Origin of the sequence: Pseudomonas quercus (assembly GCF_012033695.1) — a bacterium.
In the GTDB taxonomy this organism is placed as follows: Bacteria; Pseudomonadota; Gammaproteobacteria; order Pseudomonadales; family Pseudomonadaceae; genus Aquipseudomonas; species Aquipseudomonas quercus.
The window spans coordinates 85,508-109,357 of sequence record NZ_JAAVJI010000017.1 but is presented as its reverse complement, the minus strand read 5'-3'; the positions used below and the strand labels follow the sequence as shown (position 1 = coordinate 109,357).

The following is a 23,850-nucleotide window of genomic DNA, read 5'->3' as shown; positions in this document are numbered from 1 at the left end:
GGCTTGCCGGCGAATGGCACCGCAAGGTGCCCAGGCCAAACCAAGCGCTGGCAAGCCAGGCCCCACAGGGAAAGGCATACCAGCGCCTCAACACCTGTGGGAGCCGGCTTGCCGGCGAATGGCACCGCAAGGTGCCCAGGCCAAACCAAGCGCTGGCAAGCCAGGCCCCACAGGGAAAGGCATACCAGCGCCTCATCCCTGTGGGAGCCGGCTTGCCGGCGAATGGCATCGTAAGGTGCCCAGGCCAAACCAAGTGCTGGCAAGCTAGGCGCCTACTCAGCCAATTCGCAAAACCGGATACGGTTGCCAAAGGGGTCATAGGTTTCCAGCACCTGCCCCCACCCTTGTTCGGTAATCTCCGGCCGGCCGTATCCGTATCGCTTTTCCTGCAATTCATCGCGCAGTAACGCAATGTTCTGCATGGGCACAAACACGGTCGAGCCCGGGCTGGCATCGCCGTGGTGTTCGGAAAGGTGGAGGTGAAGGCCCTTTCGCTCAATGCCCATATAGAGCGGCAGGTCAGCCTCGAAACGGTGTTCGAACACCACGCTGAACCCCAGAAAGCCCAGGTAGAACTCACGCGCTTTGGCCTCGTCGAAAATGCGAAGTATCGGGACGGCGCGTTCAAAGCGGATGGCTAGCTCCCCCGGCTCAGGGAGAAGGCGGGCCGAGGCGGTATTCCAGTCCTTGTGGCCCAGTTGATTAGCGACGGTTTCCAGGGCTTCGCTGTGGGTGATTCCATGACCGTGCGCGGCCAGTGACGTGCGCAGCGCCTTGGCCATCTGCTTGGCTTGTTCGATTGAAAACATAACAGCTCCTGTGACCGAGGCTTTCTGGTGCCCGCATTGCCAATGCCTCGATACCCAAGAGATAAAAGAGGAGGGTGTACAACCTATGCTTTCACCTTTCCTGATGGATGCGAGCGGCAGGCAGCATCAGCCTGCGGCGAGGATAGCAGGTGGTGCGATATCGTCGACAGAGCGGTAATAAAAATCCCCGCCACCCCCTTTAATACGCCCTTCCTGCCCGCTACCATGCGCGCCCTGCGTTGCCTGCCGCACAACTTCAATAAAGCCCCCGCCAGCAACACCTACCCACCTGTTCTACCACTGAGATCGTTATGTCTGTGCAATTGTTGTCCATGGCGCTGGCACCGCTGTTGGGCTTGTTCATCATGAGTATCAGCAGCGCGCTGATGTCTTCGCTGACCACGCTGCGGCTCGATGCCATGGGCTTCTCCGCCACCATGGTGGGGGTGGTGTCGTCGGCGTATTTCATCGGCCTGAGCCTGGGCTCGGTGTTTAACGAGCGCCTGATTTCCCGTATTGGCCACATCCGGGCCTACAGCTGCTTTGCCGCTTTGATCGCAGTCACCATTTCTCTTCAGGGCCTGTGTAGCGATCCGTGGATCTGGTCCGCCCTCCGCCTGGTCAATGGCTGGGCCATCGTGGGCGTGTACCTGGTGGTGGAAAGCTGGCTGCTGCTGGTAGCCGACCCCAAGATCCGTGGGCGCCTGCTGGCCATCTACATGATCGCGCTGTACAGCGCGGGGCTGCTGGGGCAACTGAGCCTGGGCACCGTCATGGGCGCAGGGGACGCAGTGCCCTTTACCATTGCGGCCATGCTGGCCTCGCTGTCCCTGATACCCATCGTGATGCTGCCCAGGGTCACGCCGCTGGTGGAGCGCGCTGAGCCGTTGCCACCGGGCAAACTGCTGCAAATCACCCCCACTAGCGTGATGGGGTGCTTTGGTTCCGGCGTGGCCATCGCGGCGGTGTACACCTTGCTACCGCTGTATTTGCAGAACATAGGCCTGAACGTCACGGACGTTGGGCACATGATGGCAGCGGTGATCTTTGGTGCCATGGTGCTGCAATACCCGGTAGGGCGCTGGTCGGACCGCAGAGACCGCCAGACGGTGCTGATCATATTAGGCGCGGCCTGTGCCGTACTGTCGGTGGCTGCCGTGGTAGTGAGCCCAGGTGGCTGGCCCATGCTGCTGGTGATGTTCCTGCTCGGTGGCGGCGTGTTCGCGGTGTACCCAGTAGCGGTCAGCCATGCGGCGGACAGTGCACCGGACGGCGCACTGGTGCGGATGATCCAAGGCCTGCTGCTCATCAACTCCCTGGGGTCGGCCGTCAGCCCCATGGCCATTTCACCCATCATGACCTGGGCCGGCCCTTCCGGGCTGTTCTGGGCCTTTGCGGTGATCAACCTGGCCATGGTGGCGTTCTTCGTGTGGCGCCGTAGCGCCCACCCGGTGCCGGTGGCTTCAGCTCCCTTCGCCGCGGCCGCACAGTACTCGGCCACAGGCGTTGAGTTACGTGTGACCGAAGACCTGGCCCACGCAGTGCAGGCCCATGCCGCCGAGGAAGAAGCCGCCCAGGCGGGATAAGCCTGCACCGTGTGGAACGTAACGGCCATTCACACCTCTCAACCCAGGCACCCTCACGCTGCCTGGGTTTGCTCCCCGGACAGGCCAAGCGACCTTCACCCAGGAGCCACCCCATGTTCCACCTTATGTTCAGCACCCCCTGCCTGTATGTGATTGCCCGCTTCATCTACCCACTGCCCTGGCCACTAGCTGCCAGGCTGGCGGCGGCACTGTTGCTTCTGCTCGCCTCCCAGTATCACCTGTACGCCAAGTTCTCCTCCGGCAGCGTGTTCTCGCCGGAATTTCCACGGGCATGGGTGCTGTTCTTCAACTGGGCCTTCGGGGCCATTGTGCTACTGGCGGTGCTGCAACTGGTGGTAGACCTAGGGACGGTGCTGACCATGCTGGTACGTCGGCAGTGGCTCACCATCCCGCCGCTGGTGCGCTACGGCATCGGCACCGTGGCCGTGCTGCTGGCCGCACTGGGTGTGCACCAGGCCGCTCGGGTGCCGCCGCTTAAGGACATTACGGTCGCTATCCGTGACCTGCCGCCCGCGTTCGAGGGCTATACGCTGCTGCAACTCACGGACATGCACATCAGCCGCCTGTTCGATGCGCCCTGGACCCGTGAAGTGGTGCGCCGCTCCAACGCACTTGGCGTGGACGTGGTCCTGATCACCGGCGACCTGATCGACGGCCCTATTGACGCTCGCCGTAACGATATCGAGCCGCTGCGCGACCTGCGTGCGCCAGACGGGGTGTACGTGATACCCGGCAACCATGAGTACTTCTTCGACAATGAGGGGTGGATGCGATACTTCGTGTCGCTGGGCATGAAGCGCCTGTCCAATAGCCATGCCGTAATCGCACGGGGTGATGCGCAATTGGTGGTGGCCGGTGTAACCGACCTGAGCGCCCCCCGCGCCGGCCTGCCTGGCCCGGACCTGGCTCAGGCCCTGGCGGGTGTACCCGCTAAGGCACCGATCATTCTGCTGGACCATCAGCCACGCAATGCCCGCCAGGCGGCTCGCCAAGGCGTTGCGCTGCAGCTGTCCGGGCATACCCATGGGGGGATGATCAGGATCCTGGACCGGATCATTGCCGGGGCAAACGAAGGCTTTGTGTCAGGGTTCTATCAGGTGGGCGACATGCAGTTGTATGTCAACAACGGCACAGCGCTCTGGCCTGGTTTCGCCCTGCGCCTGGGTGTGCCGTCGGAGCTGACCCGTATCACTTTGCGGCGGGCAAATCCTGTTGCTCCAACGGATACATAAGTCGGCAGCTATGCGAGCTGATCGACAATAGCGCCAAGCCCTGCCCCCGTCAGGTCGGGCTTGACGCCAACCGGGTTCAGCACCTTCCCCGAGCGCTCCACAAAGGCTGTGCGGCAGCCTGCATGGGCCGCCCCGGCGAGGTCCCAGGCATGGGCCGCCACCATCAGCAGCTGATCAGTCGACAGGCTTAGCCGCTGCGCAACCATTTGGTAGGTGTGCACCGCGGGCTTGAACTGTTCGATTTCGCTGCCCGCCATAATGTGGTCGAAGTAGCCGGTAAGCTGGGCGGATTCGAGCTGCTGGCGCAGCGCTTCGAGAGCACCGTTGCTCAGGGCGATCAGTACAAAGCCCTCTTGCTTCAGGCGCTGCAAGGCCGGGCGTACATCCTGGTGGGCGGGAAGCGTTTTAAGCGCTTCGGCCAACGCCTGGCACTGCAGGTCGCTCACGTCTACCTCATGGCCCGCGCCAACCATTCTCAAGGCTGCCTGTGCCAGCTCGCCAAACGGCTGGTACTGCCGGGTGATGGTGTTGGTCATCCAGCACGTTTGCAGCGTAAGGAACCATTCCGTGCGCAAATCACTATGCCCGAACACCTGCTCGAACAGCGGGTCCAGGGCTGCCATGTCCAGGAGTGTTTCGTTTACGTCAAAGACGATGTGTTTGAGCATGTCACCTTTCCTTCTTATTTCAGTCACGTGGCCAGTGGGCCTAAGTGTGCAATGGAAGGGCCGGCGCGCTGGGAGTTCAGCCGCAAGTGCCAGGTGGGGAATGAATAAGGACAATCGCCCGCAACCGCTGAAGTATAACGGCCATATAATAGCCCTCAGTAATGGCCGAAGGCTCTGCGGTACTTCCTTCACACATTGGCTTTCGCACATGGGCTTTCACACATGGGAACGCGCGCTGGCTAAACTTTATCGTCGAACAGGGACAAGGATGAACGCCGACATCAGCGATGCGCCCGTACGCATTACACGAAAACGCGCCACACATGAACGTGCTGGCCTGGCACTGTGTTTGGTAGTGATGGGCTTGGCTACGTTTGGAGCCGTCCACTGGGTACATCGCCCATCCGCCGTCGGCCTTGAAGGCCGCTATCACAACCTTGGGCCAGAGGTCGTAACAGGCAGCATCAGCCAGGCCAGTGAACCATTGCCCTTGTACAACGAGCCCACCTCGCTGCGCCAGGTGCCTCGGGTTTCAGGCACGCCCCTGAATGCACCCCGGCAAACCGTCTTCAACGACCAGAATTTCACCCCTCGGGGTGCGGACAATGTGGTCACCTTTGCCAAGGAACCCATCCCAGCAACTGAAAGCCCCCCTACTAAGCGTGTGCCGGTGACCATTGTGGCGCAACCAACCAGCATGAAAACGCGCCTCTGCCGCCCCTATGCACCAGGCAGTATCGAATTACGAAACTGCCATGCTCAGGTAGGCCTCAGGTTTAGGGACTAGGCTGCCAGGCCTATGCGCTCCACAATCAGCGCCACGGCCTCTTCGGCCGATACACAGCCTGTGTCGATACGCAGCACAGGCTCCACACAGGGCTCATACTCATGCTCCACCACCGACTGCCAAGTAGGCGGGTTCAGCCCCGGAATATCAGAGGCTCTCGCCTGTACCCGGCGGCGATGTTCATGCGTGTTGGAGCAGACCACCTCGATATCCAGCAGCACCGCATCTGCGCTCGACGCAGCGTCGTGCCAGGCTGTACGGCTTTCGGCGACGGGGTTGACGCCATCGGCAATTACACGGTGCCCCAGCCGCAGGTGCGTGAGGGCCAGCGCAGTGGCCACCCGGTAGCCGCTGCGCCCTACGGGCTGGTGGAAATCCCCTGAATCGCGAATGGCTTGTTCGATGGTATCGATGCGCAGGTACACCGCGCCCGTTTGCCGGGCGAGTTGCATGGCAAGGGTGGTTTTGCCGGTGCCGGGAAGGCCGCTGAAGACAACAAGCATGACGTGCCTCTGGGTGAATAAAAGCTTCTGCACCGTAGAGGTAAAGCCTGGCCTGTGCAAATTCGGGCACCTTCCCACCGTGCATCTAGACTCACGTGTGAAAAGGCGCGGGCCTGTACGTGCCTTTACCCGACACCTCCAAGGAGCCGCCATGCCCGTTCCGCCCCGCCCTGCCATTCTCGAATTGATTGGCAACACACCTTTGGTCCGCGTGAGCCGTATCGACACCGGCCTGTGCACGCTGTACCTGAAGCTTGAATCCCAAAACCCCGGTGGCTCCATCAAGGACCGCGTGGGCCTGGCCATGATTGACGCCGCAGAGCGCGACGGCCGCTTGCAACCCGGTGGCACCATTGTGGAGGCCACCGCTGGCAATACCGGCCTGGGCTTGGCCCTGGTAGGGCGTGCCAAAGGTTACCGCGTGGTGCTGGTGGTGCCAGACAAGATGTCCACCGAAAAAGTGCTGCACCTCAAGGCCATGGGTGCCGAGGTGCACATCACCCGCTCGGACGTGGGCAAAGGCCACCCCGAGTATTACCAGGACATGGCCGCACGGCTGGCGGCGGACATTCCCGGCGCCTTCTTCGCTGACCAGTTCAACAACCCCGCCAACCCGCTGGCCCATGAAACCAGCACCGCACCGGAAATCTGGGCCCAGACCCAGCATGACCTGGATGCCATCATCGTGGGTGTAGGCTCGGCCGGCACCTTGACTGGCCTTACCCGCTTCTTCAAACGGGTGCAGCCGGACCTGGCCATGGTACTGGCCGACCCGGAAGGCTCAGTGGTGGCCGAATACAGCCGCAGCGGCACCCTGCCCGAGGCCGGTTCCTGGGCGGTGGAAGGCATTGGTGAGGATTTCATTCCCTCGTTCGCCGACCTTTCCAGCGTGCGCCAGGCGTATTCGATCAGTGACGAGGTTAGCTTCGACCACGCTCGGCAGCTATTAAAGGCCGAGGGCATACTCGGTGGCTCCTCCACGGGCACCCTGCTGGCTGCGGCTTTGCAGTACTGCCGGGCGCAGACCACCCCCAGGCGGGTGGTGACCTTCGTATGCGATACCGGTACCCGTTACCTGTCCAAGGTGTACAACGACCAGTGGATGACCGACCAGGGCCTGCTCAAACGCACCCGCTACAACGACCTGCGTGACCTGATCGCCCGCCGCTTCGAAGACGGTCGCGTGATCAGCGTGGCCCCAGATGACACGCTGCTCACCGCCTTCCAGCGCATGCGCCTGGCCGACGTGTCACAGCTGCCCGTGTTAGCGGACGGCCAGCACTTGGTTGGCGTGATCGACGAGTCCGATATTCTCTTGGGCATGCACCAGGACCCCGCCAGTTTCCACACCACGGTGGCCAGCGTGATGACGGACACTCTCGAAACCCTGGCCCCGGGCGCCAGCCTGTTGGCATTGCAACAGGAACTGGACAAGGGCATGGTGGCGATCATTGCCGACGCGTCCGGTTTCCATGGGCTGATTACCCGCGTCGACCTGCTTAACCATTTACGGAAATCCCTGCCATGAGCCAACCTGATAACCGCGCGCCTTCACAGGCGTTCGCCACCCGAGTGATCCATGCCGGGCAAAGCCCGGACCCCACCACGGGCGCGCTGATGCCGCCCATCTACGCCAACTCCACTTACCTCCAGCAAAGCCCGGGCGTGCATAAGGGCCTGGACTACGGCCGCTCCCACAACCCTACGCGTTTTGCCCTTGAGCGCTGCGTGGCCGACCTGGAAGGCGGCACCCAGGCCTTCGCCTTCGCGTCCGGCCTGGCGGCGATCTCGTCCGTGCTGGAACTGCTGGATGCCGGCAGCCATGTGCTCTCGGGGGATGACCTGTATGGTGGTACCTTCCGCCTGTTCGACCGTGTACGCCGCCGCAGTGCCGGCCACCGCTTCACCTTCGTGGACATGACCGACCCTGCCGCCTTCGAAGCGGCCTTGCAGGACGACACCCGCATGATCTGGGTCGAAACGCCCAGCAACCCCTTGCTGCGCCTGACAGACCTGGCCGCCATCGCACGGGTGTGTAGGGACCGGGGCATCCTTTGTGTGGCCGACAACACCTTCGCCAGCCCTTGGATTCAGCAGCCATTGGCACTGGGCTTCGACATTGTGGTGCATTCAGCCACCAAGTACCTGAACGGCCACTCCGACGTGATCGGTGGCATCGCGGTGGTAGGGGATAACCCGGACCTTGCCGAGCGCTTGGGCTTTTTGCAGAACTCGGTGGGCGCCATCGCCGGCCCCTTCGACGCCTTCCTGACCTTACGGGGCGTGAAAACCTTGGCCCTGCGCATGGAGCGCCATTGCAGCAACGCCCTGGACCTGGCCCAGTGGCTGGAGCAGCAGCCACAGGTGGCCCGCGTGTACTACCCTGGCCTGCCATCCCACCCCCAGCACGCTTTGGCACGCACACAAATGCGTGGGTTCGGCGGCATGATTTCCCTGGACCTGAACACCGACCTGGCCGGCGCCCGCCGCTTCCTTGAAAAGGTACAACTGTTCGCCCTGGCCGAAAGCCTAGGCGGTGTGGAAAGCTTGATCGAGCACCCAGCCATCATGACCCACGCCAGCATCCCGGCTGAAAACAGGGCGAAGCTGGGCATTGGAGACGGCCTGGTGCGGCTGTCCGTGGGGGTTGAGGCAGTCGAGGACCTGAGGGCGGACCTGGCCCAGGCCCTGGCGGTGATCTAACGGAACCTGCCGCGTGATGCTTGAACAAGGTTCGCCGGCTATCGCCAGCGCCTACAGAGGCTGGCGCCATTCCATCGCTGTAGGACTGGCCGAAGCCGAAGGCGGAGGCCGGGAACCCCTGCTACCCACGGAGGCCCTGATGCCTATGGAACGCTACACCGGCCTGGCCCAGGCCCTGCATTGGCTTACCGCTGCGGCCCTGTGCCTGCTGCTGCCGTTTGTGTGGGTGGCGGAAAACTTTCCGCCGGGCCCGGTGCGGGTGTTCTGGTACATGGCCCACGAGTCCATGGGCATCAGTGTTTTCCTCATGGTGCTGCTGCGCCTCACCTGGCGCTTTCGGCACGCCCCACCGGCCCATCCGGCCAGCCATGCGCGCCTCACGCGCCTGGCAGCAGGCCTGACCCATGCGCTGCTGTACGCGGTGCTGCTGGTGATGCCGGTTACCGGCTACCTGATGGCCGGCAACGGCCAGGATGTACCCTTCTTCCGGCTCCTCTCCCTGCCGGGCTTCGCCCGCCACGACGGCCTGGGCAAACTGGCTGACACGGTGCATGTGTGGTGCCAGTTCGCCGTGTATGGGCTGATCGCCCTGCATGTGGCCGGCACTGTGTGGCATGTGGCCGTGCGCCGCGATGGAACACTGGATCGCATGCTGCCGCCTCAGCGCCTACCTTGATGCGCGCTGTACGCCTTCGACAGCATCAGGCAAGTGTTCGGCAGGTGTGGGCATCCTCACGCTGACATGTTCCGCCTACGGTAATGGCATCACTGCCGCCACAGGTATTCACCACCGGCGGCACCATGAAGGCCGCCCGGCTGGCGGCCACAGGAGCGCGTGAGATGTCCAATATCAAAGGCAAGGTTGTACTGATCACTGGGGCCAGCAGTGGGATTGGCGAAGCGGCTGCCCAGCTCATCGCTGCCAAGGGTGCCCATACTGCAGTGGGCGCCCGCAGGCTAGACCGGCTGCAAGCACTGGTGGCCACTATCGAAGCCCAAGGCGGATCGGCGCGCGCCAGGGCCCTTGATGTGACCGATGCTGCCGACGTGCAGGCGTTCGTGGATTTCGCCAAGGACACCTTCGGCCAGGTAGACGTCATTATCAATAACGCCGGCGCGATGCCACTGTCTCCTTTGTCGTCACTGAAAATCGCCGAATGGAACCAGATGCTGGATGTCAATGTGCGAGGTGTGCTGCATGGGATTGCCGCTGTGTTGCCGCTGATGGAAGCCCAAGGCCACGGTCAGGTGATCAACATCTCGTCCATTGGCGGCCTGTCGGTATCGCCCACCGCTGCTGTGTACTGCGCTACCAAGTTTGCCGTGCGCGCCATTTCCGATGGCCTGAGGCAGGAAAGCGACAAGGTCCGCGTGACCGTTGTGTGCCCAGGCGTGGTGGAGTCGGAGCTGGCGAACACAATCTCCGATGAAAAGGCACGGGAAGCGATGAAAGCGTTTCGCCAGGTAGCAATCACCCCCGATGCTATCGCTCGGGCCTTGGTTTACGCCATAGAACAGCCCGATGACGTCGATGTGAGCGAGATCGTGGTACGGCCTACCGCTAGCCCTTATTGACGAGCACTTGGGAATACCGAAGAGGGTGTCCTACTGCCGCCAGTAGCTATAGAATAGCTATATCCATTTTGGGGCTAATCCAAAATGCTTCGGGGTCTACTTGGCAGGCCTAACACGTAGGAGATGATCCATGGCACCCGCTTCCGAAAACAAAGAGAAAGCCGAAAGCATATACCTTCGCCTTCGCAAGCAGGACACGCCTACAGGCGTTAGCAGTGAAACCGTCGAGCTGTTGGTTCATCAGTTCGGCATGACGAAAACAGACGTCATTCACCTCGCTCTGCGACAACTGGCTGATCGTGCGTTGCCTAAGTATGAACTGGATGACGGCCCCCTAACCGATGCTCAACACGCGGCTATTGAAGCCGCGAGCCCTGCTTCGAACATTCCAAAGGAACGCTTTACCAAAAGGTTATTCTAGCGCATGGCCTACGATTTTCTGCCGCTGCCCGAGCCCGGTGATATCGTTTGGGCAAAGTTTCCAGAGCTTCAAAATCTTGGAAATCCGGGCCCAAAACCTCGTCCGGCCCTTGTGATCGGGGTATCGGAAGAAGACCACGCGATTGAAGTGGCCTACGGTACAAGTAAAAAGACCGACAAGCTCTACCCAGGCGAATTCGTGCTTGATCCGGCCGATGGCGGCTTTATAGCCAGCGGCCTGACTGGGCGAACGAAGTTCGACGTAGGAAGAATCGAAGCGCTTCCGTTCGACTCCGATTGGTTCCGACCTGCCCCTGGTGTTCATATCAACTCACCCCTACCCAAACTGGGTATCTTGCACCCGAGCTACATGTCAAAGCTGCTCAACGCGCGTAAGCGAGTCACTTGACGTCTGTGTGAAAACCCTCGCCACTCAATTACGCTGCGTTGAACATTTCCAATGTGCTCATTTACGACATGTAAGGACCCGTGCGGGGCTTGAGCTGCATCTGCGCCTGTATATAACAGGCCAACATGCCGTTTACCCTCTCGCCAGCCACGCCCGGGCGATCTGCTCACGCGTGGCGAACCATACCCCCTCATGCCCCTGGGCGTACTCGATAAACCGTTTGATGGCGCGCACCCTGCCCGGCCGCCCTACCATGCGAGGATGCAGCCCGATGGACATCATGCGCAGCCCGTCGGCCGACTCTTCGTACAGCACCTCGAAGCTTTCCTTCATGTACTCCAGAAAATCCGACGCCTGGGACAGCCCTGGGGAGTTCCAGTAGCGGAAGTCGTTCACGTCGCTGGTGTACGGCACCACCAAACGCTGCTGGCCGTCCACGTCCACAAAGTACGGTACATCGTCGTTGTAGGCGTCGGAGTCATACAGAAAGCCACCTTCCTCAGCCACCAGGCGGCGGGTGCGAACACTGGCGCCGTACCGGCAGTACCACCCCACCGGGCGGTGGCCACACGTGCGCTCGAAGGACTCTACCGCCAGCCGAATGTGCTCGCGTTCCTCGGCCTCGGTGAGGCGGAACACTTCTTCCCAACGGTAACCGTGGCTGCAGATTTCATGCCCTAGGGCTACTGCCGCCTTGGCCACCTCCGGGTTCTGTTCGAAGGCGACCGCGCAGGCGTGGAAGGTGGCGGGCACGTTCGCAGCTTGCAAGATGTCCAGAATGCGCCAGATGCCTACCCGTGCCCCGTACTCATACATGGACTCCATGGCCAGGTTGCGCACGCCTGCGGGAAATTGATAGCTCCCCCACTCCGTCATGCTTTCCTGGTCTGGGTCGCCCATGGCCAGGGACCGTTCGGAGCCTTCCTCGTAATTGATGACCAGGCTGATCGCCAGGCGTGCACCGTTGGGCCAGGTCCCTTGTGGGCGCTGCCGACCATAACCGACCAGATCACGTAAGGGTAACGTCATGGAACAGTCTCCTGCGGTTCACAGAGGGTAAGTTGACTGCCAAGCCACGCTCAGCAATCGATGTGGTTCAAGGCTTCATGATCCAGGCCTTCGAGGGTTTGGCCCTCCCGAAACGCCAGGCCCATGGCCAATGTCTGGGCAATGCAGAACGCAGCCGTGAGTGAGCGGAAACCTAACAATTCGGCGTCATTGACTTCGATCATGACCGAGGCGCTTTGCCCGATCGGGCTGAGCAGGCTGTCGGTCAACGCCACAATGGGCGTACCTGCCGCCACTGCCTGCTGGCAGGCATGCACCGTTTCAGCGGCGTACGGCGGGAAACTGATGGCTACCAATACGTCATCGGGGTGCAGCGCGCCCACCTGTTCACGCAGGCTACCGCCCAAACCACTGATGTGTACTGCTCGCCGCCCTACTCGGCTCAAGGCGTAGCTCAGGTAGGCGGCCATGGGAAACGAACGGCGCATGCCCACCACAAAGATGGTGCGCGCCTGCTGCAACAGGGCAATGGAAGCTTCCAGCGCTTCCACCTGCTGCCCCTCTGCCAAGTGTTCCAGGGACACGATGTTGGCACGGCTGAACGCCGCCAGCATCGCGCCCACATCGGTGGGGTCCTCTAGTAGCTGTTCGCCCCGGTAGTGCCGTATACGCTCCTTGAAGCTGCCGCCGCCGGCCTGCTGCAAGGGCTGCTTGAACAACTTCTGCACATCGCTGAAGCCATTGAACCCCAAGGCCTGGGCCAGGCGGATGAAGGCCGACGAGGGAATCCCCGACTGCTTGGCCAAGGCCGCCACAGTGTTCAAGGCCACTTCATGGGGGTGGTCTGTGAGGTAGTGGGCCGCATCGCGCTGCCGAGCCGTCAGGCGGTCCTGCCCTTCGACAATCAGCGCTCGCAACTCGGCGAGGGTTTGGGGTACTGGCATAAAAAACTCGTTCAGGTTCAGTGAGGGCGTAGCGCATCCAGCGCTTGGGCCAGGTGCTGCACCAGGCGCTGCAGCTCTTCGAGCGTGTTGTAGTGGGCAATGGACACCCGCACGACACCGCCGTAGGGCGCCAGGCCCAGGTCTTCGATCAATCGGCGAGCGTAGAAGTCACCAAAGCGGATGCCCATGCGCTGGTCATCGACATGGCGAACGACGGCCTCCGATTGCACGCCCTCCACCACGAAGCTGATGGTGGGCACCCGGTCCCCGTTCGTGACCCTGGCCTTGCCAATGATGCGCACCCCCGGTTGCTCACGCAGGAACGCGAGCAGTGTTTCGGCGAGCAGGTCCTCTTGTTGCTCGAAGGCGTCGAAGGCCACCTGCATCACATGTCGGTCGGGGCCTGTAGCGCCCAGGCGCTTGCCAATATCGATCAAGTAATCGTTGATGCCGATGCACCCATAGGACAGCTCGTAGTTGAGGTTGCCCGGTTGCAGTTTGTAGGGAATCACGTCCTGGCCAATGAAGAAGTGGTTCAGGCTAGGCAGGGCCAGCAGGTGATCGCGCTTGCCCCAGAGCACGGCAAAGTGCGGCCCGAAGGTTTTGTAGAAACTGAACACGTAATAGTCGGCGCCGCTGGCCTGAACATCCACCAGCCGGTGGGGCGCGTAGGCTACGGCATCCACGCACAGCTTGCCGCCTACGGCCTGTACGCGGCGGGCCACTTCGGCCACCGGGTTGACGCTGCCCAGAATGTTCGACGCATGGGTCATGGCCACATAGCGGGTGTTGGGCCCTAGCAGCCGGTCAAGGTCGTCCAGTTGCAGCTCCAGGCTATGGGGGTCGACCGACCAGGTGCGCAGGGTTGCACCGCGCTCCTCGCACAAGCGCACCCACGGCCCGATATTGGCTTCGTGGTCGCAGTTGGTGACCACGATTTCATCGCCAGGGTGAATGGAGGGCGCTATGGCTCGGCACAGCAGCTGCAGCATCAAGGTGGTAGAGCCCCCCATCACGCACTCTTCGGGGTACGGGGCGTTGATAAAGCGCGCAACCGCTTCACGGGCTTCCATCACCCGCGCACCTGCCGCCACCGACTCGCTGTAGGAGGCCCCCAGCTGCACCGCGCTGTTAAGCAGGTAATCGCTGATGCGCTCGGCTACCGGGCGCAGCACCGCCGAGCCGCCAGCGTTGTCCAGGAAGGCGTAGCCCCCTCGCAGGGCTGGGAACTGGCTGCGTACGTAATCGATGTCCAGGGCAGTGGAATAAGTGTTCAACAGAGGGCACTCCAGGCATGAGTCAGTGGTGCAGGATGGCCTGCAGGAAAGCACGGGTTCTGGCCTCTTGCGGGGCCGTGAAGAAGGCGTGCGGGTTGTTCTGTTCGATGATGCGGCCGCTTTCCATGAAGATCACCCGGTCGGCCACCTTGCGGGCGAAGCCCATTTCATGGGTCACCACCACCATGGTCACGCCAGAGCGCGCCAGGTTCTGCATGACGTCCAACACCTCGCCGACCATTTCCGGGTCCAGTGCCGAGGTGGGTTCGTCGAACAGAATGACCCGAGGCTCCATGGCCATGGTGCGGGCAATGGCCACGCGCTGCTGCTGGCCACCGGACAATTGGCTGGGGTATTTATGGGCATGGGCGCCCATGCCCACCTTTTCCAGCAGCTGCTGGGCGCGGGCCTGGGCATCGTGTCGCGAGAGGCGCCGTACTCTTATGGGTGCCAAGGCCACATTCGCCAAGACGGTCAGGTGCGGGTACAGGTTGAAGTTCTGGAACACCATGCCCACTTCACACCGAATGCCAGCCAGGTGCTTGCCATGTTCCACACGTTGGCTACTAACGCGGATATCTCCCTGCTGGTAGTCCTCCAGCAAGTTGATGCAACGGATCAGCGTGGATTTCCCGGACCCGGACGGCCCCAGGATAACCACCACCTCGCCCTGTTCTACATTCAGGTTGATGTTGTCCAGGGCCTGGAACGCGCCGTAGAACTTGGACATGCGTTCAACTTCGATCACAGGGCTCATGCGCCTGTCCTCCCCGCTGTGTTGCGCCGCTCGATCCAGCTCACCATCTGCACCAGCGGTAGCAACAGCAAGAGGTACATGACCGCCGCGCCTACCAGCGGCGTGGGGTTGGCCGCGAGGGCCTGGGCCTGTGTCGCTTGCTTGAGCAGGTCTGGCATGGCCACTACGGAGGCGAGCGCCGTGTCCTTCATCACATTGATGCAGTTGCTGGTCATTGGCGGCAGTACGATGCGCATGGCCTGGGGCAGGATCACATCGCGCATGGTGTTGAAAAAGCCCATGCCTTGGGAGGCCGCCGCCTCGAACTGGCCGCGGGGGATCGCCTCGATGCCGGAGCGAAAAATCTCAGCCGAATAGGCACAGGACACCAGCGACAACGCCGCCGCTGCGGCCGCGAATGACGACAACCGGATGCCCACAAAGGGCAACGCGTAATAGATCAGCACCAGCAACACCAGCAGCGGAATGGACCGCAGCACGTCGATATAGACCCGTGACAGCCAGCGCAGGGGCGCGAATGCATACAGCCGTACCATGGCCAGAAACAGCCCCCCTACCAGCCCCAGCACGATGCTCACCACGCCCAGCAGCACCGTTATACCCAGGCCGCGTAGCATCAGCGGCAAGGCATCGGTGAACACGCCCCAGTTGAAGAACGTCTGTAGCAGGTCCATGGCGGCTCCCGTTAGAGGTAGGCGTGTAAAGGCAGCGGCTGTTACTTCAGAACAGGCACTACCTTCAGGGTGCTGGAATCCGGGGCAGCGTCGGCGCCGAACCATTTCTTGTGCAATTGGGCGATTACCCCGTCCTGCTTCATGGCGCTGATGATGTCATTGACCTGCTCAGCCGACGCCCAGCCCTTGGCATGCATGAGCGAGTACTTCTCGCCAGTTGGAATGCGGGCGACCACTTTGTACTGGGGCTTGTCCTTGATGTAATACAGCACGGCCGGAATGTCGCTGATGTAGCCATCCATACGGCCGGACGCCAGGTCCAGCATGGCCGGTGACAGGCCTTCGTAGCGGGACACATCGCCAAAGGCGTACTCAGCCTGGTGCGCCCCTACCCACATGTCCCCTGTGGAACCGGTGTCCACGCCTACCACCTTCCCTTTCATGCCACCAAGGCCATCGATGCCGGATTTGGCCAGCACGGTCAGGGACTGGTCGCTGTCGTAGTACGGCTGGGCGAAGCCCACGGACTCCAGGCGCTTGGGGGTGATGGTGATGGAGGAGATGGCAATATCGGCACGTTTGGACTGCACCGCGCTGAACAGCCCGTTGAACGGGATGTTGACGAACTCCACGGTTTTGCCGGCGCGCTTGGCGACCTCTTTCACCACGTCTACTTCAAAGCCCACGATATCGCCCTTGGCGTCCTGGAACTCCCACGGCACGTTGCCCACGTTGGCGCCCACCGTCCAGTCGGCGGCCCAGGCAGAGGCCGAAAACGCCGTGGCCACCGCTACGCCCAACAGTACCTTCATATTCATGTGTCACTCCCCGGTTAACCGTTCATTGAAGAAGGCCGCCCTACCGCATGAACAGGCGTTTCGATGTCCAGACTAGGGCTGCGAACTATTTAATTCAAGAAATAATTTAAATGGATTAAATGCTTCAGCGTGGTGCGCGAGATCACTGATTTGGTGCATGTTCAAGCGAGCGAACATCAGGTGGTTCGGCGAAGTTCAGGCTTGTACCCAATAGCCATATTCGTAGGCCCGGTTAAAGCCGAGCTTTTCATACAGTGCCAAGGCAGGCGCATTGGTTTTCACCACTTGCAGGAACGCCTCACGCGCCCCCTGTGCCTGCCCCCACGCCAGCAGCCCCCTGCACAAGTGCTCGGCCAGGCCTTGGCGTTGGCTAGCTACACCGGTGAGGATATCGAACAACCCCAGGTGCTCCCCCACCAAAACCCCTAGCCCACAACAGCTTGGCGACGAGGGTTCACCCAGGGTTGCCCAAGCGGTGCGGTGAGTGATGCGCTGTAACAAGGCCAGGTGGGCCGCAGCATGATCAGTACGTTGCTCGGCCAGCCGGGAGAACACCCGCATCCAAGGTGCAGCCCCTGCCTCCAGCCGTACTTCCGGCACACCTCCAAACGGTGCTGCCAGAGCTCTATGCAGCACCCAGGAGGCCCCGCTGTACTGGTAACCACGCTGTGCTAGCAACGCTTCTGTACCAGGAAGGCTCACCAGTGACGTGGTACGGACCACCGGCGGCAGCCCCTTGGCGATGAATGCCTGTTCAAGGGCCAACAGGTCAGTCGCGCTCAGCTCACGGGCGGCCTGGGTAGTGTTAAGGGAATTGGCGCGCTTGGTATAGCCCACGTCCAGGCGAAGCAACCAGCCAGCCACGCGTTGTGAACAGGCAGCAGGCCAAGCGGCGAATGCGGCTTGTTCAAGGGCATGCATCAGAGCGGCTTGCGAGGGGTCCATGATCACGCCTTATAGGGGAGCGGGTAGAAATCTCTGTGGACGTTCGCGAAGCGCGGACGAACCTGGGACACCGCGCAACGCAGCGATCCCAGGTTCCCGGCCTCCGCCTTCGGCTACGACGGTCCTACCCCATACCACGCACGGCATAGCCCTTGTGGGAGTTCGCGCAGCGGACGAACCTGAGCCACCGCACAATGCAGCGATCCCTGGTTCCCGGCCTCCGCCTTCGACTACGACCGGTCCTACCCCATACCACGCACGGCATAGCTCCTGTAGGAGTTCGCGCAGCGGACGAACCTGAGCCACTGCGCAACGCAGCGATCCCAGGTTCCCGGCCTGCGCCTTCGGCTACGACGGTCCTACCCCATACCACGCACGGCATAGCTCCTGTAGGAGTTCGCGCAGCGGACGAACCTGAGCCACCGCACAATGCAGCGATCCCTGGTTCCCGGCCTCCGCCTTCGGCTACGACGGTCCTACCCCATACCACGCACGGCATAGCCCTTCCGCGCACCGCATACCCCTTGTGGGAGTTCGCGCAGCGGACGAACTGGACAACTGTCGCACCGCAGGGGTGCCTGGCTACACCCGCCGGTAGCGAAGGTAGCCATGGGCGTCCACGCCTGTTTGCACAAAGCCCGCCTGCTCGTACAAGTGCCTGGCCGGGTTGTCGGCGCGTACGCTCAAGGTGTGGTGCACGTAACCCTGCTGCCGTGAACTGTTCATGTAATGGGCCAGCAAGGCCTGGCCGATGCCCCTTCGCCTATACGGGTCACTCACGCTCAGGGTGCAGAGTTCGGCTTGTTCGCCCTCGGGTAGCCACAGTACATAGCCAACCACCTGGCGGTCGGCTTCGGCGATGGTCAGCTGTTCCATATGGGTGACCCAACGCGTGAGGTGTCGCTCCACATCCAGGTGCCAGGCCTGTTCATGGGCAGGCTCCCAACGCCGTATGTAGCTCAATTCGCCACGGTACACAGCAGGCAGGTCGGTGACACCTGCGGGCCTCAGGTTATAGGGCATAGGTAGGTCCAAAGGGTGGCAACGCGCCCGTAGGATTGTGTGAAGGAAGACGAAAGTCCGACACAGCGTGACATGGAACCCTCTGGGAGAGAACCCGTCTATTGCGCAGCCTGGCTGCTGTATCCTTTCACCTCAGGCCCTGTCATCCTTTTCTGCCCGCGCGCATTTGTAATTTGGAGTAAATGCTTGTCTGGTCAACCCCCTGATGCTGTCCCTGATACCGTACTGATTGTCGATGACGAGCCGCTGGTTGCGGTGATGATGTCCCAAGCCTTTCAAGACGCCGGTTACAACCCTTTGGTGGCGCACAATGCGCTGAGCGCTCTGGAGCTGCTGGAAGTGTCTGGCCAGCGAATCGTGCTGATGGTGACCGATGTGCGAATGCCCGGCGCCATGGATGGTCTCGAACTAGGCCATCTGGCCGTGGAGCGCTACCCGGACCTGGCCGTTTTGACCATGACGGGGTACGCCCTTGAAGACGAGCGCAGCGCAGTAGGCGCCGTATTGCAAAAGCCATTCAAGCTCGACCACGTGCTTCAGGTGGCCCGCCGTATTGTCGAAGATGGCCGCTATTGGCGTGAAATGATGAAGCCCCGATGACCCCTGTGGGTGCCTTGGCGCTACAAGCCCCGTTCTTGACCGTGTAGCCTGCCAAGCTCCTCCATTCAGCCGCCGGCTTTTCCTGTATTGCGTGCCTTGTGCCTATCCGCTAAATTCCGGGCTTCTCTGAAATCAGGAGCCCTCATGGCGGTCCACGATCCCACCTTCGAGGTTGAGGCAGGCGCTACCGACAACCTGCTGTTGAACAACCAACTGTGCTTTGCCCTGTACTCCACGTCCCTGGCCATGACCAAGGTGTACAAGCCTCTGCTGCATGCCCTCAACCTCACCTACCCTCAGTACCTGGCCATGCTGGTGCTATGGGAACATGACGGCGCCACCGTTACTGACATCAGCCAGCGTTTGCTCACCGACCCTGGGTCCATGACGCCGGTGCTCAAGCGCCTGGAGGTAGAAGGCCTCGTCAAACGTACCCGCAGCAAGGAAGACGAGCGTGTGGTCAACCTATACCTCACTGCGGCAGGCAAGGCCCTGCAAGAGAAAGCCAGGCGCGTGCCTGAGTGCGTGCGGGAAGCGATCGCCGTAAGTGAAGAGCAATTGTACGCCCTTCAAGGCAGCCTGCTGGACCTGCGGGGGCGGTTGCAAACCACCCTGTAATCGCCTGACGTGTGCACCGACCGGCTGTCGGGCACACTGCCCAGCACTTGCAAGAAGCGCATTTGAGGGCTAGATTGTGAGCAGTTGTTTAGCGCGCAATTTATTTGCTCGCATTTCATATGCCCTTCTTATCTCTGTGCAGGAGCCGCACCATGAACGTTCTTTACACTGCAACTGCAACTGCAACCGGTGGCCGTGATGGCCGGGCTGTCTCCAGCGACAACCTGTTGGATGTGAAACTGGCCACGCCCAAAGAACTAGGCGGCGCGGGTGGTAGCGCCACCAACCCTGAGCAGTTGTTTGCGGCAGGCTATTCCGCCTGCTTCATCGGTGCCTTGAAGTTCGTCGGTGCCCAACAAAAGCGCAACGTCCCTGCTGACACCTCAATCACCGCCAAGGTAGGTATCGGCCAGATCCCTGAAGGCTTCGGGCTGGACATCGACCTGCACATTCACCTGCCAGGCCTGGAACAGGCCGATGCAGAGGCATTGGCACAGGCGGCTCACAAGGTGTGCCCCTACTCCAACGCCACTCGCGGTAATGTAGACGTTCGGCTGCAGGTAACGGTCTAGTAGCCCTCACATGCAGGCGGTGCCACGGCTGGGGTGGTTCTACCCCAGCACGGGCAATCCCCTTACCCCGCCTTGAACTGCCCCACCAGCCCCTGTTGGTGCTCGGCCAACCTGGCCAGTTCACGGCTGGTGGCCGCGGTCTGTTCCGCGCCAGCACTCACTTGAACCACCAACGCACTGATGTCATCGATGTTGCGGTGAATCTCTTCGGCCACCAGGCTCTGCTCTTCAGCAGCCGAGGCTACCTGAAGGTTGCGGTCGCTGATGGTGGCAATGCCCTCAGCGATGGCCTCCAGCAGGTGCCCGGCCCGGTCCACATTACTGGCCCCTTCCTGCGCCTTGCTCAGGGTGTCCTGCATCGACGTCGCGGCACGGTCCGAACCCGCCTGCAGGTTGGCGATCATGGTCTGGATGCTCACGGTAGAGTCCTGGGTCTTCTTCGCCAGGTTGCGTACCTCGTCGGCTACCACGGCAAAACCACGGCCCTGCTCACCGGCACGGGCGGCTTCGATGGCCGCATTAAGCGCCAGCAGGTTGGTTTGGTCGGCCACCCCGCGGATCACGTCCAGCACTGAGGAAATAGCGTCGCTCTCCCCCTTCAGGTCGTTAAGGATGCGCGCCGTCTGCTCGGCCTGTGCCTCAAGCCCTTTGATCACACGGATAGTGTTGTCGATTTCGGTCTTGCCCTGCACCGTGCTGGCATTGACCTGCCGGGACATTTCGGCGGCATCGGTGGTGCTGCGGGCCACGTCTTTGACTGTGGCGCTCATCTGGCTGATGGCCGTGGCCACCTGGTCGGTCCCCTGGCGTTGCTGCAACACATTCTGGCTGGTTTGCAGGGCCACCGCAGAGGATTGCTCGGCGGCCGTGGCCACTTGAGCCGTGGCGCTGCCAATGTCCCGGATGATTCCACCGATCTGCACGGCCATGTTGTCCAGGTTGCGCGAAATGTCGCCGAACTCATCCTTGCCTGTGTAGCGCGTTCGGGCGGTGAGGTCCCGCGAGGACAGGGAGAGCAGCGTGCGGTTCACGTCGGCGACGGCGATGCGGATATTGCGCATGATGATCCAGGCCAGCCACACCACCGCGATCAGCAACACCACTACCGTGGCGATCGCCACATACAGGCTGCGCTCGGCGGCGTAGCGCTCGTCACGGGCAAGGCTTACCACGTTCTGGCTCAGCTCGGCCTCTACGTTGGCCATCAGGTCGATACGTTTGGTGGCCAGGCTGAACCATTCCTCGGGTTTTACGTTGAGGGGGTCACCTAAGGGGGTATCGAAGCCCAGGCGCTCCAGGCGTGCCACTTCCTGCGATTCAGGTAGTTGCAGCACCGCGTCGAGCTTGTCCTTGAATGCCACGGGCGACCACCGTTGGAACGCTTCGAAGTAACCGGAAAACTCGCCCATGTTACGGCTGAAACGTGACAACAGTGGCGCATCGAAACGGTTCTGGTTGAACGCCAGGCCCAACAGCACTCGCTCGCGGCCTGCCCGCTCTTTCATGTCCACGAACTGGTTGAGCGAACCCAGGGCGCGCAATACCTCGGGGTCATTGATGCTGGCTTCCAGTGAATACGAGAAGCCAATCAACGTTTTGATCAGGTCCAGGAAGCGGGCACCAGACTCTGTGCTGTTGATCGCCAAGGCATCCACCTTGCTGCGAAGCGCCGCCAACTCATCCCGCGCCCCGGAAGCTTTGCCTGGCGACCCGAGGCCTCCGGTAGGCTGCGCTTGCAACTCGGCCATGGCCTGGTCGGTTTCCTGGCGGAAAGCCTTAAGCTTGTCGACCATGGATTTACCGCCACTGCCCAGGAACACACCACTGGCGCCCCGCTCACGCTGAAGCGTGGTTACCACACCGCTCAACTTCTGGGCCAGGCCAGTGGCCGTGACAGCGCGATTCATGGCACCGAGCGTTTGGCTTTTATCGGCCACGAACAAGCCTGCGAAAGCAAGAAAACCCAACAGGGGCAACATCAGGATAAGCAGCAGCTTGGTACTCAAGGGGGCGTTTCTAAGCATGGCAGTTCTCACAAAGGACAGACGTCGGTAAACCCCTTGGGTACAGACGTGTAGGCCTGCTCGCCGCTGGGTTATTTTTCCCGTTTGTGCTGTATCGGTAGGCTTGAGCCAAACTTTACCTTCGGCATCTCCATCGCTTATAGCCTTCCCATTCGTTTAATCGCTCTATGCATATGCCTTAAAGGTATTTAAAAAATAGTTCTTATCGCTTTAAATTAGGCATCGCTAAGGCCTCACCCCCTTTCTCGCATAGTTGCCCTTTCGTTCCCCGCCCAACCCAGAGCCTATTTCATGACCCGCTTGAATGCCTTTTCGTTGCCTGCTCTTGCCGGCTCCGCTTGCCTGCTGGCAAGCCTGTTTTCAACCACGGCCTTGGCTGGCCTGCTGGAGAAAGGCCGTACCGGCGGGTTAACCGCAGGCATCGCCAATGAACAGCCCTATGCCTATATCGGCACGGACGGCCAGGTGACAGGGGCCAATGTCGAAATTCTCAAAGCGGTGCTGGCCCCCTTGGGTATCAGCAAGGTGGATACCCCCATCACGGACTTCGGCTCGCTGGTGCCAGGGCTGGCGGCCAAGCGCTTCGACCTGATCGGTGCCGGGCTGTTTATCAACCCTCAGCGCTGCAAAGTGATTGGCTACTCCAACCCGGTCACCCGCTCGGGGGGTGCCTTTATCGTCAAGGCTGGCAACCCGCTCAACCTGCACAGCCTTAAAGACGTTGCCCAGAACGGCAAGGCGCGGCTAGCCACTCAGCCCGGCAGCAACCAGGTGCAGGAGGCCAAAGCCAGCGGGATCGATACCGCGCAGGTGGTGTTGTTCGACAAGGACACCGAAGCCTTGGCGGCGCTGGAGGCCGACCGGGTGGATGTGGTGTATTTCCCGGACGCGGAGGTCATCAGCCTATTGAAGAAGGCCAGCAGCCCTGCCGTGGAGCGGGCCCTGCCCTTTGAACAGATCCCGGACGCCCAAGGCAAACCCACCTGGAATTACCATGCCTACGGCCTGCCCAAGAACGACCCTGCGTTTATCCAGGCCTTCAATGCCGAACTGGCCAAGCTGCGAGCGTCTGGCGAGTTGCTGAAAATTCTGCAGAAGTACGGCTACACCGAAAACGAACTGCCACCGGCTGACATCACCGCCGAGCAACGCTGCGCCCTCTGAACCACCCGCCTCCCCTGCGCCGCCAACGGCCGTGACCAACACGAGTACAGGCATGTTTACCGATACAACCGCATTGTTCATTGCCCGCCAGCTGGCCAGCGGTGCCCTGGTCACACTGGAAATCACCGTAACGGCCGAAGCGCTGGTACTGGTGCTGGCCTTTACGGTCGCCTTGATGCGCCTGTCCCCCTGGCGACTGTTGCGCTGGGTGGCCACCGTGTACGTGGAGGTGCTGCGTGGCATTTCAGCGCTGGTGCTGCTGTTCTACCTGTTCTTCATTCTGCCGCTGTTCGATATCAGCCTGTCGCCGATGACCACCGGGGTGTTGGGGCTGGGCCTGACATTTTCAGCCTATGGTTCGGAAATCATCCGCTCGGCACTGGTCAATGTGCACCAGGGGCAACGGGACGCGGTGCGTGCGCTGGACTTCGGGCCGGTGGTCGCCTTGCGGCGGATCATCCTGCCCCAGGCACTGCCAGTGATGCTGCCGCCCTTGGGCAACCAGCTGGTGGAGCTGCTCAAGACCACCTCCCTGGTGTCGTTGATCACCCTCACCGACCTGACCTTCTCCGGTGCCCAGTTAATCACCACCCTGGGCCACCAGACGCTGATCTGGTGCCTGGTGCTGGTAGGCTACTTTCTGATGGCCTGGCCGTTGACTCGTCTGGTGCGGTGGTACGAGCAGCGGGTGACGGCCTGGCGCACTACGTAGG

Annotated in this window: 26 protein-coding genes; 14 read left to right on the top strand and 12 right to left on the bottom strand. The window is 61.5% G+C overall.

Features of this window, described 5'->3' with window-relative positions; genetic code table 11:
• Nucleotides 1-272: 272 nt before the first annotated feature.
• Nucleotides 273-809: a glyoxalase superfamily protein gene (locus tag HBH25_RS20955; protein ID WP_168085874.1), complete on the bottom strand. Its 537-nt coding sequence runs from the start codon at nucleotides 807-809 to the stop codon at nucleotides 273-275.
• Nucleotides 810-1,120: 311 nt separating this feature from the next.
• Between HBH25_RS20955 and HBH25_RS20950 the strand changes: the two genes are divergently transcribed.
• Together HBH25_RS20950 and HBH25_RS20945 are read left to right on the top strand one after the other, a co-directional pair.
• Nucleotides 1,121-2,395: an MFS transporter gene (locus HBH25_RS20950; protein ID WP_168085873.1), complete on the top strand. Its 1,275-nt coding sequence runs from the start codon at nucleotides 1,121-1,123 to the stop codon at nucleotides 2,393-2,395.
• A gap of 113 nt (nucleotides 2,396-2,508) precedes the next feature.
• Nucleotides 2,509-3,648: a metallophosphoesterase gene (locus tag HBH25_RS20945; protein WP_168085872.1), complete on the top strand. Its 1,140-nt coding sequence runs from the start codon at nucleotides 2,509-2,511 to the stop codon at nucleotides 3,646-3,648.
• Between the two features lie 8 nt (nucleotides 3,649-3,656).
• Here HBH25_RS20945 and HBH25_RS20940 read toward each other — a convergent pair whose 3' ends face one another.
• On the bottom strand, nucleotides 3,657-4,316 hold the full coding sequence (locus HBH25_RS20940; RefSeq protein WP_168085871.1) for a haloacid dehalogenase type II: 660 nt from the start codon (nucleotides 4,314-4,316) through the stop codon (nucleotides 3,657-3,659).
• Between the two features lie 268 nt (nucleotides 4,317-4,584).
• Between HBH25_RS20940 and HBH25_RS20935 the strand changes: the two genes are divergently transcribed.
• Nucleotides 4,585-5,103, top strand: coding sequence for a hypothetical protein (locus HBH25_RS20935; protein WP_168085870.1), 519 nt, complete (start codon nucleotides 4,585-4,587; stop codon nucleotides 5,101-5,103).
• Here HBH25_RS20935 and HBH25_RS20930 read toward each other — a convergent pair.
• Nucleotides 5,100-5,606 (bottom strand): P-loop nucleotide/nucleoside kinase family protein, encoded by a 507-nt coding sequence (locus HBH25_RS20930; protein ID WP_168085869.1) that lies wholly within the window; start codon nucleotides 5,604-5,606, stop codon nucleotides 5,100-5,102. The two genes, HBH25_RS20935 and HBH25_RS20930, sit on opposite strands and share 4 nt — an antisense overlap.
• 151 nt (nucleotides 5,607-5,757) lie before the next feature.
• On the opposite strand from HBH25_RS20930, the gene HBH25_RS20925 reads away from it, so the two are divergent.
• The 6 genes from HBH25_RS20925 to HBH25_RS20900 all read left to right on the top strand — a co-directional run bounded on the left by HBH25_RS20925 (nucleotide 5,758) and on the right by HBH25_RS20900 (nucleotide 10,713).
• On the top strand, nucleotides 5,758-7,134 hold the full coding sequence (locus tag HBH25_RS20925; protein ID WP_168085868.1) for a pyridoxal-phosphate dependent enzyme: 1,377 nt from the start codon (nucleotides 5,758-5,760) through the stop codon (nucleotides 7,132-7,134).
• Nucleotides 7,131-8,309, top strand: a complete 1,179-nt coding sequence (locus HBH25_RS20920; RefSeq protein WP_168085867.1) for a trans-sulfuration enzyme family protein — start codon at nucleotides 7,131-7,133, stop codon at nucleotides 8,307-8,309. The genes HBH25_RS20925 and HBH25_RS20920 overlap by 4 nt, the downstream gene beginning before the upstream one ends.
• A gap of 16 nt (nucleotides 8,310-8,325) precedes the next feature.
• Nucleotides 8,326-8,985, top strand: coding sequence for a cytochrome b (locus HBH25_RS20915; RefSeq protein ID WP_229631993.1), 660 nt, complete (start codon nucleotides 8,326-8,328; stop codon nucleotides 8,983-8,985).
• Nucleotides 8,986-9,149: 164 nt separating this feature from the next.
• Nucleotides 9,150-9,884 carry an SDR family oxidoreductase gene (locus tag HBH25_RS20910; RefSeq protein WP_168085866.1) on the top strand — a complete coding sequence of 245 codons (735 nt, stop codon included), beginning with the start codon at nucleotides 9,150-9,152 and terminating at the stop codon, nucleotides 9,882-9,884.
• A gap of 130 nt (nucleotides 9,885-10,014) precedes the next feature.
• Nucleotides 10,015-10,305: a hypothetical protein gene (locus HBH25_RS20905; RefSeq protein WP_168085865.1), complete on the top strand. Its 291-nt coding sequence runs from the start codon at nucleotides 10,015-10,017 to the stop codon at nucleotides 10,303-10,305.
• Between the two features lie 3 nt (nucleotides 10,306-10,308).
• Nucleotides 10,309-10,713 (top strand): type II toxin-antitoxin system PemK/MazF family toxin, encoded by a 405-nt coding sequence (locus HBH25_RS20900; RefSeq protein WP_168085864.1) that lies wholly within the window; start codon nucleotides 10,309-10,311, stop codon nucleotides 10,711-10,713.
• Between the two features lie 132 nt (nucleotides 10,714-10,845).
• Here HBH25_RS20900 and HBH25_RS20895 read toward each other — a convergent pair whose 3' ends face one another.
• The 8 genes from HBH25_RS20895 to HBH25_RS20860 all read right to left on the bottom strand — a co-directional run bounded on the left by HBH25_RS20895 (nucleotide 10,846) and on the right by HBH25_RS20860 (nucleotide 18,159).
• Nucleotides 10,846-11,742: an allantoinase PuuE gene (locus HBH25_RS20895; protein WP_168085863.1), complete on the bottom strand. Its 897-nt coding sequence runs from the start codon at nucleotides 11,740-11,742 to the stop codon at nucleotides 10,846-10,848.
• A 50-nt stretch (nucleotides 11,743-11,792) separates the two neighbouring features.
• The gene (locus tag HBH25_RS20890) at nucleotides 11,793-12,665 is read right to left on the bottom strand and encodes a MurR/RpiR family transcriptional regulator (protein ID WP_168085862.1); all 873 of its coding nucleotides are present in this window, start codon (nucleotides 12,663-12,665) and stop codon (nucleotides 11,793-11,795) included.
• Between the two features lie 17 nt (nucleotides 12,666-12,682).
• Entirely contained in the window at nucleotides 12,683-13,942 is a 1,260-nt protein-coding gene (locus HBH25_RS20885; RefSeq protein ID WP_168085861.1) for a cysteine desulfurase-like protein, read from the bottom strand.
• Between the two features lie 22 nt (nucleotides 13,943-13,964).
• Nucleotides 13,965-14,699 (bottom strand): amino acid ABC transporter ATP-binding protein, encoded by a 735-nt coding sequence (locus HBH25_RS20880; protein WP_168085860.1) that lies wholly within the window; start codon nucleotides 14,697-14,699, stop codon nucleotides 13,965-13,967.
• Nucleotides 14,696-15,373 carry an amino acid ABC transporter permease gene (locus HBH25_RS20875; RefSeq protein WP_168085859.1) on the bottom strand — a complete coding sequence of 226 codons (678 nt, stop codon included), beginning with the start codon at nucleotides 15,371-15,373 and terminating at the stop codon, nucleotides 14,696-14,698. Before HBH25_RS20875 ends, HBH25_RS20880 begins: the two co-directional genes overlap by 4 nt.
• Before the next feature lie 41 nt (nucleotides 15,374-15,414).
• A complete protein-coding gene (locus tag HBH25_RS20870; RefSeq protein WP_168085858.1) occupies nucleotides 15,415-16,191 on the bottom strand; it encodes a transporter substrate-binding domain-containing protein in 777 nt (258 codons plus the stop codon).
• Between the two features lie 195 nt (nucleotides 16,192-16,386).
• On the bottom strand, nucleotides 16,387-17,136 hold the full coding sequence (locus HBH25_RS20865) for a GNAT family N-acetyltransferase (RefSeq protein WP_168085857.1): 750 nt from the start codon (nucleotides 17,134-17,136) through the stop codon (nucleotides 16,387-16,389).
• 582 nt (nucleotides 17,137-17,718) lie between these two features.
• Entirely contained in the window at nucleotides 17,719-18,159 is a 441-nt protein-coding gene (locus tag HBH25_RS20860; protein WP_168085856.1) for a GNAT family N-acetyltransferase, read from the bottom strand.
• Nucleotides 18,160-18,345: 186 nt separating this feature from the next.
• Between HBH25_RS20860 and HBH25_RS20855 the strand changes: the two genes are divergently transcribed.
• From HBH25_RS20855 to HBH25_RS20845, 3 genes are all read left to right on the top strand, one after another.
• Nucleotides 18,346-18,759, top strand: a complete 414-nt coding sequence (locus tag HBH25_RS20855) for a response regulator (RefSeq protein ID WP_168085855.1) — start codon at nucleotides 18,346-18,348, stop codon at nucleotides 18,757-18,759.
• 144 nt (nucleotides 18,760-18,903) lie between these two features.
• Nucleotides 18,904-19,377 carry a MarR family winged helix-turn-helix transcriptional regulator gene (locus tag HBH25_RS20850; protein WP_168085854.1) on the top strand — a complete coding sequence of 158 codons (474 nt, stop codon included), beginning with the start codon at nucleotides 18,904-18,906 and terminating at the stop codon, nucleotides 19,375-19,377.
• A 152-nt stretch (nucleotides 19,378-19,529) separates the two neighbouring features.
• Nucleotides 19,530-19,949 (top strand): organic hydroperoxide resistance protein, encoded by a 420-nt coding sequence (locus HBH25_RS20845; protein WP_168085853.1) that lies wholly within the window; start codon nucleotides 19,530-19,532, stop codon nucleotides 19,947-19,949.
• A 62-nt stretch (nucleotides 19,950-20,011) separates the two neighbouring features.
• Here HBH25_RS20845 and HBH25_RS20840 read toward each other — a convergent pair whose 3' ends face one another.
• Nucleotides 20,012-21,928 carry a methyl-accepting chemotaxis protein gene (locus tag HBH25_RS20840; protein WP_168085880.1) on the bottom strand — a complete coding sequence of 639 codons (1,917 nt, stop codon included), beginning with the start codon at nucleotides 21,926-21,928 and terminating at the stop codon, nucleotides 20,012-20,014.
• A 336-nt stretch (nucleotides 21,929-22,264) separates the two neighbouring features.
• Here HBH25_RS20840 and ehuB point away from each other — a divergent pair, with 336 nt between their 5' ends.
• Nucleotides 22,265-23,137 (top strand): ectoine/hydroxyectoine ABC transporter substrate-binding protein EhuB, encoded by an 873-nt coding sequence (gene ehuB, locus HBH25_RS20835; RefSeq protein WP_168085852.1) that lies wholly within the window; start codon nucleotides 22,265-22,267, stop codon nucleotides 23,135-23,137.
• A 52-nt stretch (nucleotides 23,138-23,189) separates the two neighbouring features.
• Nucleotides 23,190-23,849 carry an ectoine/hydroxyectoine ABC transporter permease subunit EhuC gene (gene ehuC, locus HBH25_RS20830; RefSeq protein ID WP_168085851.1) on the top strand — a complete coding sequence of 220 codons (660 nt, stop codon included), beginning with the start codon at nucleotides 23,190-23,192 and terminating at the stop codon, nucleotides 23,847-23,849.
• Nucleotide 23,850: the final 1 nt, after the last annotated feature.